Origin of the sequence: Flavobacterium aquidurense, assembly GCF_002217195.1 — a bacterium.
In the GTDB taxonomy this organism is placed as follows: domain Bacteria; phylum Bacteroidota; class Bacteroidia; order Flavobacteriales; family Flavobacteriaceae; genus Flavobacterium; species Flavobacterium frigidimaris.
In genome coordinates this window covers 14,423-27,978 of the sequence record NZ_MUGR01000020.1, presented here as the reverse complement: position 1 = coordinate 27,978, position 13,556 = coordinate 14,423, and the positions used below count along the sequence as shown (strand labels likewise).

Genomic DNA, 13,556 nt, shown 5'->3' with positions numbered 1-13,556 from the left:
GATAATTACGCAAATCTCCTTGCTTAAGCAGATTAAACTTTACAGATAACAAGCTAATCATCAAAAAAAAAGAATACTCTAATCGACCTTTCTAAAAACCAATAATTTTCCTGACGGATTAGACAATGTCAATCGATTATCTCCAATCGAATACGTTGTGGTACTTTGAAGTGCTTTTGTAAATTGATCCTCTTTATTTCCAGGTCCGCAAGCCATCATTGTCGAAGCTACCTTAGAAAATCTTAAAACGTCTTTTTCATAAAAAATACTGCCGCTAATAGCGTTACAACCGCCAAACCCCATAAATCTATTTTCGGATGAGTTAATCTCAATTCTTGGCAATTCCTTTTGGAAATCCGTAATAAAAACTTTGAATCCGTTTAGCTCTTCTAAAACCCAAATATCGTGAAGGCGATAATCAGTATTATACTTCCCGCAACCGTCTAATTTTTTCGATTCAAGTTCTGAATTATTCTTTATTTCAACCGAAACTTTATAGGGAGAAATAACTCCGGACATTGAATCCTGACAATCCAGTTGCTGAATCGTAACTGTAGCCGTCGCAGTCGAATTGCTCAGTTTATACATTTTTACATTAGCATCCATAGCTTTAATGGGGTCAACAGATGAAAAAGTCAGCTTCTCCTTTCCTTCTATCAGGGAAGTAAATACTGTTTTCTCTTGTCCAATTGTTATTGCCCAAAAAGGCTCATTTCCGGTCGCTTTAAAATAAATTGCCATATCATCTTCCTGAGAATTCGTTGTCGAACTTGTTTCTTTCGTTTCAGAACTTTGAGTTGCTGCTGTTTTACAGCCAATTATCAAAGATGACAATAACAATAGAGAAAGTACTTTTTTCATATAATTTGTTTTTAGAATGAATTTGCTTTGAAAATGGAGTCTAAAACTAAGCCAAACTTGAGGCGTTTTTTGAAATACTTATTTAGATCTATTTCAAATTTAAGAAAAATAATACAGTTTTAAAAGAAATTATACCATCAAAAAAGGGCATCAATACCGCACTACTTATAAGATTATAATTAAATACGTATTTATAACTCCTGTTTCTCTAACAAAAAAATATCAATATTACGTATTTTAATAAGTACAAATACTTATATTTGCGTAATAATACTTAATTAAAGAAATCATGATTAGAGTAATAGTAGTTGGAAACGGCATGGTTGGTTATAAATTTTGCGAAAAATTCATTGCAAAATCAGGACAGGAAAAGTATCAGATCACGGTATTTGGTGAAGAACCGAGACGTGCTTACGACCGGGTTCACTTAAGTGAATACTTTGGAGGCAAAACCGCAGATGATCTCTCGCTTTCTACAAGTGAATGGTACTTAGAAAACAATATTACTCTGAATACTTCTGAATTAATTACTGATATTAACAGGGAAGAAAAAACAATACACACACATTTAGAAAAAACCCATACGTACGACTACTTAGTTCTCGCAACAGGATCATCAGCATTTGTTCCTCCTATTGACGGAGTTGAAAAAGAAGGCGTTTTTGTTTACAGAACTATCGAAGATCTGGACGCAATTATGGCCTACGCCAAAAAAATAAAGCAAAAAGGCGCTACAGAAGCCGCTGTTTTAGGAGGCGGATTATTGGGTCTCGAAGCCGCAAAAGCCGTTAGGGATTTAGGTTTGAATCCGCATGTGGTAGAATTTGCACCGCGCTTAATGCCAAGACAATTGGACAAAGGCGGAAGTGATATGCTGCAATCTAAAATCGAAGAATTAAATATTGGAATCCACCTTAACAAAGCCACACAATATATCGATGGAGGAGCACGCATAACGGGAATGATGTTTGCTGAAGATGAATTATTAAAAGTCGACATGCTGGTGATATCTGCCGGAATTAAACCTCGCGACGAGCTGGCACGGGTTTCAGGATTAGAAGTTGGCTTAAGAGGCGGTGTCGTAGTAAACAATCAGATGCAGACCTCAGATCCTTCCATTTTTGCCATTGGCGAAGTGGCGCTTTATAATCAAAATATTTACGGACTTGTTGCTCCTGGTTACGAAATGGCTGATGTTGCTGCTGAACAAATCTTAAACGGTTCCAAAACCATGAGAGAATCCATCGATATGTCAACACAATTGAAACTAATTGGTGTTGAAGTGGCGAGTTTTGGTGATCCTTTTATCGAAAATGATAATGTGACGGCCATTATTTATGAGAATAAATTAAGCGGCATTTACAAAAGAATCAATGTTACCAAAGATTCCAAAACTTTAATAGGCGGAATTTTAGTAGGAGATTCGAGCGATTACAATACACTTTTTCAGATTTTCAGCAACGCAATGGCCTTGCCAAAAAATCCGGAAGATTTGATTTTAGGTTCCAGAGACGGTTCAGAGGGTTCAGGTTTAGGAAGTGTTTTAGATTTGCCCGACACCGCTGTAATCTGTTCTTGCGAAAATGTGACCAAAGGTTCCATTTGCTGTTCACTTTTAGACGAAAGCTGTTTCAGTTTTTCAGATGTTGTCAAACATACCAAAGCGACATCCGGTTGTGGAGGCTGTAAACCAATGGTTTCAGATTTGGTAAAGGCCACTCAAAAATCACTTGGTAAAGAAGTCAAAGATGTTATTTGTGAACACTTTAGCTACACACGTCAGGAATTATTCGACTTGGTAAAAATCAATAAATACGAAAATTTTTATGAAGTTATCGATCATCATGGCAAAGGTGATGGCTGCGAAATCTGTAAACCAGTTGTAGCTTCTATTTTCTCCAGTATTTACAACGATACCGCCAATAAACATGTTACCACTCAAGATACAAACGATCGGTTTTTGGCCAACATTCAACGAAACGGAACTTATTCTGTTGTTCCAAGAGTTGCCGGTGGAGAAATTACAGCCGAGAAATTAATTGTTATTGGAGAAGTTGCGAAACAATTCGACTTATACACCAAAATTACCGGTGCTCAGCGTGTCGATTTATTTGGGGCACATTTGAATGATTTACCCAAAATCTGGAAAATCTTAATTGATAATGGTTTCGAAAGTGGTCATGCTTACGGAAAATCACTTCGTGCCGTAAAAAGCTGTGTCGGAAATGCATGGTGCCGTTACGGAATGGACGACAGCGCAGGATTTGCCATCGAATTAGAAAACAGATACAAAGGAATTCGTTCTCCGCATAAATTAAAAGGCGGCGTCTCGGCTTGCATTCGCGAATGTGCCGAAGCCCGAGGAAAAGATTTTGGACTGATTGCCGTTGAAGGCGGATGGAATTTATACATCGCCGGAAATGGTGGCGCCAACCCAAAACATGCCGTTTTATTGGCCGAAAAAATAGACAAAGAAACGGTTATTAAATACCTCGATCGCTTTTTAATGTATTACATCCGTACAGCCGGACCGCTAATCAGAACGGCAACCTGGCTAGAAAAATTAGACGGAGGTTTAGATTATTTGAAAGAAGTAATTCTGGAAGACAGTTTAGGAATCTGCGAAACGCTGGAAGCCGAAATGCAGACTTTGGTTAATACTTTTGAATGCGAATGGAAACAAGTTTTAGAGAAACCAAGATTATTAAAACGTTTCAACCATTTTGTAAACTCTGATGAGAAAGATGATAATGTTGTTTTTGTTCCTTTAAGGGATCAAAAAGCACCAAAGGCGTGGACTTAAAATATATTTAAACACATAGAAACATAGATTTAATAAGTGTTAATTTATTTTGCCACAGATTAAAGGATTAAAAAGATGAAACATTGTAATCTGTAAAATCTGTGGTAAAAAAATCAAAAAAAATTAAAATGGAAGAAATTTTAAATCAATACGAAACAGTTCATCCAAACGATGCCACAATTTGGTTCAAAGCCGGAAACGTAGAAGATTTTCCAACCAATCGTGGCGGATGCATTAAATACAAAAACAAACAAATTGCCATTTTCAATTTTACACGTCGCAACGAATGGTATGCTTGTCAAAATGCCTGCCCGCACAAAATGGAAATGGTTTTGGCGAGAGGAATGACAGGATCTGCAGATGATATCCCAAAAATTGCCTGCCCAATGCACAAAAAAACATTCTCATTAGTCGATGGTTCTAACCTAAACGGCGACGATTTTAAAATTGCGATCTACCCTGTTAAAATAATTGAAAACGAAGTATTTATAGGTTTTACAGATTAACAAATCATTTTGCCACAGATTAAAGGATTAAAAAGATTAATCATTATAATATGTGAAATCTGTGGCAAAAATAAAAGCAAAAGACTTAATTCAGTATCTTTGAAATTCTATTATCTTACCAAAAAAATGAACACACCTTTTCAAAAAGCAAGCGAATGGATTGATGCTGAAAACGCACAGGATCCTAATATCGAAATCGACCAGAATACCGAATATCCAAAGGAATTATTGTACTCCAACAGAATGTACGAAAAACTGATGCAATTTCAACCAAATGCTTCAGAAGAAGTTCAGATTGCCTCAAAAGCACAACACATCTGCCGATGGAAAGTAGCCCGCGAATCATACCCAATGGATCGTGTAGGATATTTGAAATGGAGAGAAGACCTTAAAAAATTTCATGCCAAAACTGCTGCCCAAATTTTAGAAAAAGCAGGTTATGATCAGGAATTTATTGCAAGAGTTTCTTTTTTAATTGAAAAGAAACTGCTTAAAAAAGATGCTGAAACTCAATTACTCGAAGATGTCATCTGTCTGGTCTTTTTAGAATATTATTTAGATCCTTTTGTACACAAACACGATGAAGAAAAGCTGAAAAACATCATCAAAAAAACCTGGGATAAAATGTCTGACAAAGGACATCAGGAAGCGTTAAAAATCAACTACTCCGAAGAAAATTTAAACCTGATAAAAGCTTCTTTAGGATTGTAATCTGATTTTTTTTATGAAATGAGCGCAAGCGAATTTCATTTTCCGATAAAAAGACAAATATTATCTTCGAATGAAAAAAAACAATCCGGAAGCTGCTGATAAAATCACGTTTAAAAATTTACGCCGACTGTATTTTTTTGCACTTCTTACTATTGCCGTAACCATAATTGCAAGCCAGATTTTAGTACAATACAATCTGAACCAACAATTAAGCGATTCTAAGATTATCAATATTTCCGGAAAACAGCGAATGTTGAGTCAGAAAATCGTCAAAGAGATTCTGATTTTACATTATGTTTCGGACAAACCTTCGCAAAAGCAAATCTCACATTTAAAGAACGTTTTGTCTCTTTGGAAAACTACTCAAAATTCCCTTGAGAATGGCAGTGACAGCTTGGCTTTCCCAAAAGAAAAAAGCGAAACGCTGAGCACATTATATTCAGCAATCAACCCCATTTTCAATAGTATTACGGAGGCAACGGATTTGTTTCTTTTGAATTTAGAACAAAAAAACAATCTCGCCGAAAATCAAAAATTGGTACAAATCATTCTAAAAAACGAAGATGCCTTTCTTTCGAAAATGAATGAAATTGTGAGTCAGTACGATCTCGAAGCTCACGAAAAAGTTACCAAACAACGCCAAATAGAATACTGGATTTTTGCCTTTACCCTCTTTGTTTTGCTCTTAGAATTCTTCTTTATTTTTAGACCTACCAACAAAAAAATCGAGAATCTTATTTCAAAATTATTATCGTCTGAAAAGAAAGCTTTAAAACTCGCATATGACACAGAAATCATAAGCGAAATTAAAGAAAATTCAGTAAAAGAATTGAAATCGCTGAATCACGCCATGGAAAATACGCTCCTTTATTGCCGTATTGCCCCGGATGGCTCCATTATTCATGTTGGTGAAAAATTTGCTAAACTTTTAAATTACACCAAATTTTCATCCAATAAAAAATTCTCTGAGATTTTAACAATCGACGAAAAGGACCAGCTCAATATTGACCGTATTATATTTGAAAAACAACGCAGCGGGTGGCAGGGTGAGCTTAAAATTATCAATAAAGAACACCATACGATTTGGTTGGATTTATCAATGGTTCCGGTTATGATCAAAAAGGGCGAATTAGAACTTCTGATCGTTTGCTTCAATATTACTGAACGTAAAAAAGCACAAAGAGAAGTTGAGCGCCTGAACCTGGAAAACAGTACGGAAAAAATCAACCAGCAAAAGATTATTTCGAGTAAAATTGTAGAAAATCAGGAAAAAGAACAAAACCGAATTGCCAAAGAAATTCACGATGGAATTGGCCAGATGCTTACAGGTTTAAAATTTAGTCTAGAAAGTATCAATCTGGACGATAAAGAAAAGTCGGCTCAAAAAATCGAATATCTAAAAAAATTATCACTCGATATTATCAAAGGAGTCCGTACAGCAACTTTCAACCTCATGCCTCCGGAACTGAGCGATCACGGAATCGTTTCTTCGCTGGCTAAACTTGCACTGGAACTTTCAAAATTAACGGGAAAAGAAATCCTCTTTTACAATAAAACTGATTTTGATCAGCGTCTGGATTCTTTAATCGAGATCAATATTTACCGTCTCGCGCAGGAAGCCATCAATAATGCCATAAAATATGCCGAATCGTCTCATATTATCGTGCAGCTTTCCCACAGCCAGACTTTGCTGAGTATCATTATTGATGATAACGGAAAAGGCTTCGATATATATGCGGCAGACAAAAAAAGAAACAGCGAATCCGGAATGGGATTATTGTTTATGAAGGAAAGAATCCAATACATCAACGGACGCGTTTTCATCAAATCAATTCCCGGAGAAGGAACGAGGATCACCTTCAATATTCCGATTTAAATAATTAGAGAATGAAATAATTTTCTGTAAAATACAACTAAAAGACAATCTTTGGGCGAGAGAGCATTAGAAGATATTTGGGAACAACAGCAATTAATCGCATTTTTATCACACTGAGCGATCCGAGACTTTGGGAGAAGTCACGCAAAAAAACACAATCAACCTCGTTAAACTTTACCAACCAAAACTTTGACAAAGATTTAGAAATTGTGATTTCGATTGATTTTTGATATTGCAGTTGGATTTTGCAATTTCAAAAATTTGGATTTTCTTTAAGTAATTACGTATCTTAGCCTCATATTTATAGATGAATATACGTAAAAAATCAGACTCAAAATTAAGTAAACCATGAGTAATATTATTAGAGTAGTCCTGGCTGATGACCATGTTTTTGTAAGAGATGGCATAAAATCATTGTTAGAAAACGTTGCCAACATTGAGGTTGTAGGTGAAGCTATTGATGGCGCTGACGCTCTTGAAGTCGTAGCAGTCAATAAACCGGACTTACTTATAGTAGATATTCGTATGCCTAACCTGACAGGGATCGAAGTAGTAGAAAAACTTAGAAACGATAATAATGATGTCAAAATCATCATGCTTTCGATGCACGAATCTGAAGAATATGTCTTAAAATCAATTAAAGCCGGAGCCGATGGTTATTTGTTAAAAGGTTCCAGTAAAGAAGAATTTTTAAAAGCATTATACACAGTTGCTGCAGGTGGAAAATATTTTAGCGGCGATATCTCTTCTATATTAATTGGTCAGTTAACCAGCTCTTCAGTTTCATTAGAGCCTAAACAAAATTTAGCCGGGGAAATGATGATTACCAAAAGAGAAAAAGAAATCCTAACTCTTTTGTTATCCGGAAAAGGAAATAAAGAAATTGCTGAAGCTCTTGAAATCAGTAAACGAACTGCTGAAGTGCACCGTTTCAATTTAATGAAAAAGCTAAAAGTAAAGAACCTAATGGAACTTTCGAACAAAGCAGCTGAATATTCACTGCTTTAAAAAAATACGTATAAATACGTAATTATTTTCATAAAACTGCGTTTTAGCAGTTTTAAACTAAGCTATAGTACTTATTTTTATCAAAAATTATAAGTACTATGAAAACCACAAACTCATTATCGCAATCACACAAGATTTTATTTTTGAACACACTTGCCTTTACAGTGTGTTTTGCCTGTTGGACATTAAATGGGGTTCTCGTTACCTTTTTAGTCGATAACGGAATTTTTCATTGGAGCGTTGTACAGGTTGGATGGCTTCTTGGAATCCCAATTTTAACAGGCTCCATCATGCGTTTGCCTATTGGTATCCTGACAGATAAATTTGGCGGCAAATATATTTTCTCCCTTTTACTTCTGCTCTGCTCGATTCCACTGTTTTTATTGCCTTTTGCTGACAGCTTTTTTATGTTTGCTTTACTAAGCTTTTTATTCGGAATGGTAGGAACAAGTTTTGCGGTTGGAATTGGATATACTTCGATTTGGTATCCAAAAGAATGGCAGGGACGCGCTTTGGGAATCTTCGGAATGGGAAATGCCGGAGCTGCAATCACTACCTTTTTAGCACCCTCTTTACTGAATCATTTTTCTATTGACAATCCTCAAAATGGCTGGAAAATACTTCCTGTTATTTATGCTGTTGCGTTAGTCGTAATCGGAATTGCCTTTTTGATTTTCGCCACAAACAAAAAGATTGAGAACAATACCAAAACAGTCTCACAAATGCTTCAATCTTTAAAAAGTGCCAGAGTTTGGCGTTTTGGAGCCTATTACTTTTTAGTATTCGGATGTTTTGTAGCTTATTCGCAATGGTTGCTTCCCAATTTTATGAATGTCTATCAAACCAGTTTGGTTATGGGCGGTTTGTTCGCAACACTTTTTAGTTTGCCATCTGGTGTAATCAGAGCTTTTGGAGGTTACTTATCGGATAAATTTGGTGCACGAAAAGTAATGTACTGGGTTTTGAGTTCTTCCGTTATTCTGAGCGCTTTATTGATGATTCCAAAAATGGAAATTACCACAACCGGACCAGGAGTTTTAGCTACTAAAAAAGGAACAATAACGGAAGTATCTAATGAAAAAATAAAAATCGGGAATACTGATTTTGCTGTTGCACAGAAAAAAGAAACCGAATCTGAAAATGCAATTTTCCCAACCAAAACTTCATGGCAGCAAGTTGTGGTTGAACAAAATCAGACCGTGAAGAAAAAAGAACTATTAGCCAAAGGAATTACAGTAATTAAGTTTGATGCCAATATGTGGGTTTTCCTGGTTTTGGTAATCCTGATCGGAATTTCCTGGGGAATTGGCAAAGCAGCGGTTTACAAACACATTCCGGAATACTTCCCGACAGAAGTTGGCGTTGTAGGCGGAATGGTCGGAATGATTGGCGGTTTGGGCGGTTTCTTCGGGCCAATTATCTTCGGATATCTATTAACAGCAACCGGAATCTGGTCAAGTTCATGGATTTTTATTTTACTACTTTCAGTAATTTGCCTGATTTGGATGCACTACACCATCACCAAAATTATGAACGAAAAACAGCCTGTTTTAGCCAAAGTAATAGACAGGCAATAAGTCATCGTAAAAGTTTAAAAAAGTTAGTGGTGAAATATGATTTTTATCATTCCTAACCATATCCTTTTCTTCTAATTTAACATCTTGTTTAAACCAGCCAAATTATGAAAAAATTAAAAATAGCACTTTTAGTGCTTTTAGCAGGAATAAGTTACGATATTCAGGCACAGGAACTAGATGTAAATTTGCAATTAAGACCTCGTTTTGAATATCGTAACGGATACAAAACTCTTATACCGGAAGGTACAGAAGCAACATCTCAAATCTCACAGCGTTCAAGACTAAATTTTAATTACAAACAGGATCAATTAACTGTAAAATTAACTTTTCAGAATGTCAGAACATGGGGAGATGTGGCAACAACCGCAACTTCAGATAAAAATGCTGTAGCTGTTTTTGAAGCCTGGGCACAATATGATATCAGTGAAAAATGGAGTGCAAGAGCGGGCCGTCAAGTACTTTCTTATGATAACCAACGTATTATGGGAGAAATTGACTGGCTGCAACAGGGACAAAGTCACGATGCCGTAATGGTTTCCTTTCATCCAAAAAACCATCAGCTTGACATGGGATTTACCTATAACTCTGATGCCGAAAACAACTTTCAGACTCCTTATACAGTAAACAATTATAAAGCCATGCAATATGCCTGGTATCATGCTAATGCAGACAAATTAGGCGTTAGTTTGTTAGTTTTGAATACAGGTTATGAATATGCCAACCCGGATAAAAAGTTACTCGTAGATTACAAACAAACTTTTGGAACTTACCTTACTTACAAAACCAAAAAAGTAGATAGTAACTTGAGTTTCTACGGTCAAACCGGAAAAAGTGCAGACAAACAAGTTAGTGCCTGGGATGGCGCTGTAAACTTTGCCTATAATCTAACCGATTCTTTTAAAGCCGGAATTGGTTATGAATACCTGTCAGGAAAAGACATGAACGATGCAAGTAAAGTAATCAAATCATTTAATCCTATTTTTGGTACCAATCACGCTTTTAATGGTTACATGGATTATTTTTATGTTGGCGGAGGTCATCAAAACAGCGTTGGTTTACAAGATGCTAATTTGAAATTCAACTACAATGTAAAAAAATGGCAATTTGCCTTAATGCCACACGTATTCCTTTCTGCTGCTGATGTAGTTGTAGCAAACAAAAAAATGGATTCGTATTTAGGAACTGAGATCGACTTTACGGCCGGATTCAATTTCAAAAAAGACATTATACTTACAGGAGGCTATTCTCAAATGTTTGGTACTAAAACTTTAGAAGTTTTAAAAGCTCCCGGATATGCAGGACATACCAACAACTGGGCCTGGTTAATGATTTCCGTAAATCCGAGAATTTTCAGCTGGAAGAAGTAAAACCATTCTTAAAATCTGATATACATTTTACCCTTTTTCTCATTTGGAAGAAGGGTATTTTTGTATCCTGCAATATCACATATATTACACTTTAATTTGTATTTTCGTTCAATATAAATAACTTTTTCATAAACTAAATAGTATACATAAGCAGACATGAAGAGATTAAAATATTCACTTTTTTTAGGACTAGGAACAAGTCTGTTTTTTACCACATATTTTTATTTTAAAGAAAATATTCCCTCTGATGTCCTGCTGGTTATTGCAGTATTTATAACTATATTCATGACAGTAATATCTTACTTCAAGATGTTCTCGCATATAAATAATGAAGAAATCACTTTTCTGGAATTAAAAAACATAATCTATTCCGGAAGAGCTAATCATTATTTAAATGGTATTGCAGTTGGAGGAAGTCTTTATATAACAAATAATCAACTTGTGTTTCAAACCAATATTATTAATTTTCTGCAAAAACACGAATGCATAATCAATATTGAAGATATAATCGCTGTAGAATTTGAAAAAACTTTAGGAATAGCTAATAATGGAATACTAATAAGAATTAAGAATGACTCAAAAGAACAATTTGTTGTAACAAATAGAGAGATTTGGAAAAATCAAATTGAGAATAGAACCAAAATTAAATCCTCAAATTCTATCTAAACATATCAATCAATGAAAATTATAGCTTGGAATTGCAATATGGCATTCACTTTCAATTCTAATATTAAGAGACAATACACAGCGATCACGAACCATTAATAATTAAATTCAATATATAATGACGAACAACTGGACTCAAAGATGGGACAACCGCTACAGCAGCGAAGAATTTGCCTACGGCACAGCACCCAACAATTATCTAAAAGAACAATTAGAAAAACTAGAACCCGGACGTATTCTCTTCCCCGCCGAAGGCGAAGGACGTAATGCTGTTTTTGCAGCGAAATCAGGCTGGAAAGTTGCCGCTTTTGACATAAGCGAAGAAGGAAAAAACAAAGCTCTTAAGCTTGCCGAAGCCAGTAATATAACTATTGAGTATCAGGTTGGAGAATTAGAAACGCTACACTATCAACCAGAACAATTTGATGCTATTGCTTTAATTTACGCTCACTTTCCCGCAGAAATTAAATCGGCGATTCACAAAACACTTGAAACTTATTTACGCAAAGACGGTATGATTATCTTTGAAGCTTTCAGTAAAAAACACTTAGAATATCTGGCCATTAACGATAAAGTTGGCGGACCAAAAGATATCGAATCTTTATTCTCTATTCAAGAAATTCAAGCTGATTTCCCAAACTATGAAATCATCGCATTAGAAGAAAAAGAAATTGAATTGAGCGAAGGCTTATTCCATAACGGAAAAGGTTCTGTAATTCGATTCGTTGGCAGAAAAAAATAATTGTACTCGGCGTAGATGCACTGCGGTGTGCCTCTGCAACTCGCTCTTTTAAAAAAATCTAAAAAAAACATTCCCTTAGAAGATAATTCCTAAATTTGAAAAAATATTGAATATGATGGATTTACAAACTAGAAAAATAGAATTTGTACAAGAGTTTTTAAAAATTCAAAGCGAAGAATTGATTTCTCAACTTGAAAATTTATTAAACAGAAACAAAAAAGGTTTTGATGATGAAAACTTTTTTACCGCAATGTCAGTTGAGGAATTTAATAATAGAATTGATAGATCTGAAGATGATTTTAAAAATGGAAGACACAAAACTACTTCTCAACTTTTGGAAAAATACAAATAATGAAATTGAAAATTATTTGGTCGCAATTCGCAGAGAATCAAATTGATGAATTTTATGACTATTACCTTCAAAAAGCAGGAACCAGAATTGCAAAAAAAAAATTATCAAAGAAATAATTTCTGAACCTAACAAACTTACTAGCAGTACATTTTCTACTCAAATCGAAGATCTTTTAATTGATCGAGAAAACAAGTATCATTATTTAACTTGCAATAACTACAAAATTATTTATTGCCTCGATCAAGAAAATAAGCAAATTAAAATCTCTGATGTTTTTGATACTAGACAAAATCCGTTAAAAATTAAACGCACAAAATAGATTTTAAGTAATAATACTTACTTCTAAAATCTAAAAATATTTATGCTCCATAATTTCAGTTCGTAATTCAGGAATAGCCAAAATACCAATTCTCTTTCCCACCGTTTTAATTAGTGTTTCTTTTTTAAGGCTCGAAAGTATTCGGATCGCTTGTTCTTCAGTAGTTCCCGCAAAATCAGCAATTTCTTTTCTCGAGAGTTCAATGTCAATTAAACCGTTTACTTGTCCAAATTTGCGATGGATGTACAACAACAAATCAATCACACGCTCACGCACATTCATGTGAGCAATTTTCCGAATGTTATTTTCACTTTTGTTGAGTTCATCAGCATAAAATAACATTAAAGCATACGTAAATTCAGGAACGGTTTGCAGAATTTCTAACATCGTTTCATTACTAAAATTACACAAAACACTATCTTCAAGAGCATAAGCGCCAATCAGATAACGTTTTGAAGTTCCAAATCCGCGAAAACCAATTGTATCGCCGTTTTTCGTCAGACGCACAATTTGCTCCCGACCGTTTATACCTGTTTTAACCGTTTTTACTTTCCCGCTGCAAATAAAATAAAGCCCTTGTAATGGAGCACCTTCAGTAATAAACTGTTCTGATTTTTTACAGACAAAACTCTTCTTCTTCAAAACAAATTGTCTCATTTGCTCTAAGTGCAGGTGTTTTTTGATAAAACAATTTTCATTGATACAGGTATAACAAATTGCTGATTCTTCTTTCATGAGTCCTCTATTTTATCAGATTAAAATAAATGG

The 13,556-nt window shown here is 35.0% G+C and carries 12 protein-coding genes; 10 read left to right on the top strand and 2 right to left on the bottom strand.

Annotated elements, in window-relative coordinates:
* Positions 1-78: 78 nt before the first annotated feature.
* Positions 79-861, bottom strand: a complete 783-nt coding sequence (locus tag B0A67_RS10745) for an META domain-containing protein (RefSeq protein WP_072960123.1) — start codon at positions 859-861, stop codon at positions 79-81.
* A 289-nt stretch (positions 862-1,150) separates the two neighbouring features.
* On the opposite strand from B0A67_RS10745, the gene nirB reads away from it, so the two are divergent.
* From nirB to B0A67_RS10695, 10 genes are all read left to right on the top strand, one after another.
* Complete coding sequence (gene nirB, locus B0A67_RS10740; protein ID WP_072960124.1) at positions 1,151-3,664, top strand: nitrite reductase large subunit NirB; 2,514 nt, start codon at positions 1,151-1,153, stop codon at positions 3,662-3,664.
* 128 nt (positions 3,665-3,792) lie between these two features.
* On the top strand, positions 3,793-4,170 hold the full coding sequence (gene nirD / locus B0A67_RS10735) for a nitrite reductase small subunit NirD (RefSeq protein ID WP_072960409.1): 378 nt from the start codon (positions 3,793-3,795) through the stop codon (positions 4,168-4,170).
* Between the two features lie 126 nt (positions 4,171-4,296).
* Positions 4,297-4,881 carry a DUF4202 domain-containing protein gene (locus B0A67_RS10730; RefSeq protein WP_072960413.1) on the top strand — a complete coding sequence of 195 codons (585 nt, stop codon included), beginning with the start codon at positions 4,297-4,299 and terminating at the stop codon, positions 4,879-4,881.
* 70 nt (positions 4,882-4,951) lie between these two features.
* Positions 4,952-6,757, top strand: coding sequence for a sensor histidine kinase (locus B0A67_RS10725; RefSeq protein ID WP_072960125.1), 1,806 nt, complete (start codon positions 4,952-4,954; stop codon positions 6,755-6,757).
* A 348-nt stretch (positions 6,758-7,105) separates the two neighbouring features.
* A complete protein-coding gene (locus B0A67_RS10720; RefSeq protein WP_072960126.1) occupies positions 7,106-7,765 on the top strand; it encodes a response regulator transcription factor in 660 nt (219 codons plus the stop codon).
* Between the two features lie 98 nt (positions 7,766-7,863).
* Entirely contained in the window at positions 7,864-9,342 is a 1,479-nt protein-coding gene (locus tag B0A67_RS10715; protein ID WP_072960127.1) for an MFS transporter, read from the top strand.
* A 104-nt stretch (positions 9,343-9,446) separates the two neighbouring features.
* Positions 9,447-10,709, top strand: a complete 1,263-nt coding sequence (locus tag B0A67_RS10710; RefSeq protein ID WP_072960128.1) for an alginate export family protein — start codon at positions 9,447-9,449, stop codon at positions 10,707-10,709.
* A gap of 156 nt (positions 10,710-10,865) precedes the next feature.
* The gene (locus B0A67_RS10705; RefSeq protein WP_072960131.1) at positions 10,866-11,375 is read left to right on the top strand and encodes a GRAM domain-containing protein; all 510 of its coding nucleotides are present in this window, start codon (positions 10,866-10,868) and stop codon (positions 11,373-11,375) included.
* 118 nt (positions 11,376-11,493) lie between these two features.
* The gene (locus B0A67_RS10700; protein ID WP_072960133.1) at positions 11,494-12,117 is read left to right on the top strand and encodes a class I SAM-dependent methyltransferase; all 624 of its coding nucleotides are present in this window, start codon (positions 11,494-11,496) and stop codon (positions 12,115-12,117) included.
* A gap of 112 nt (positions 12,118-12,229) precedes the next feature.
* Complete coding sequence (locus B0A67_RS10695) at positions 12,230-12,469, top strand: hypothetical protein (protein ID WP_242670950.1); 240 nt, start codon at positions 12,230-12,232, stop codon at positions 12,467-12,469.
* A gap of 349 nt (positions 12,470-12,818) precedes the next feature.
* Here the strand turns inward: B0A67_RS10695 and B0A67_RS10685 are convergent, their stop codons facing one another.
* Positions 12,819-13,523 (bottom strand): Crp/Fnr family transcriptional regulator, encoded by a 705-nt coding sequence (locus B0A67_RS10685; RefSeq protein WP_072960138.1) that lies wholly within the window; start codon positions 13,521-13,523, stop codon positions 12,819-12,821.
* Positions 13,524-13,556 lie beyond the last annotated feature (33 nt).

Bases quoted from the DNA above. Each gene is read 5' to 3' on its own strand.
- B0A67_RS10745 (WP_072960123.1), bottom strand. From the start codon at position 861: ATGAAAAAAGTACTTTCTCTATTGTTATTGTCATCTTTGATAATTGGC.
- nirB (WP_072960124.1), top strand. From the start codon at position 1,151: ATGATTAGAGTAATAGTAGTTGGAAACGGCATGGTTGGTTATAAATTT.
- nirD (WP_072960409.1), top strand. From the start codon at position 3,793: ATGGAAGAAATTTTAAATCAATACGAAACAGTTCATCCAAACGATGCC.
- B0A67_RS10730 (WP_072960413.1), top strand. From the start codon at position 4,297: ATGAACACACCTTTTCAAAAAGCAAGCGAATGGATTGATGCTGAAAAC.
- B0A67_RS10725 (WP_072960125.1), top strand. From the start codon at position 4,952: ATGAAAAAAAACAATCCGGAAGCTGCTGATAAAATCACGTTTAAAAAT.
- B0A67_RS10720 (WP_072960126.1), top strand. From the start codon at position 7,106: ATGAGTAATATTATTAGAGTAGTCCTGGCTGATGACCATGTTTTTGTA.
- B0A67_RS10715 (WP_072960127.1), top strand. From the start codon at position 7,864: ATGAAAACCACAAACTCATTATCGCAATCACACAAGATTTTATTTTTG.
- B0A67_RS10710 (WP_072960128.1), top strand. From the start codon at position 9,447: ATGAAAAAATTAAAAATAGCACTTTTAGTGCTTTTAGCAGGAATAAGT.
- B0A67_RS10705 (WP_072960131.1), top strand. From the start codon at position 10,866: ATGAAGAGATTAAAATATTCACTTTTTTTAGGACTAGGAACAAGTCTG.
- B0A67_RS10700 (WP_072960133.1), top strand. From the start codon at position 11,494: ATGACGAACAACTGGACTCAAAGATGGGACAACCGCTACAGCAGCGAA.
- B0A67_RS10695 (WP_242670950.1), top strand. From the start codon at position 12,230: ATGATGGATTTACAAACTAGAAAAATAGAATTTGTACAAGAGTTTTTA.
- B0A67_RS10685 (WP_072960138.1), bottom strand. From the start codon at position 13,523: ATGAAAGAAGAATCAGCAATTTGTTATACCTGTATCAATGAAAATTGT.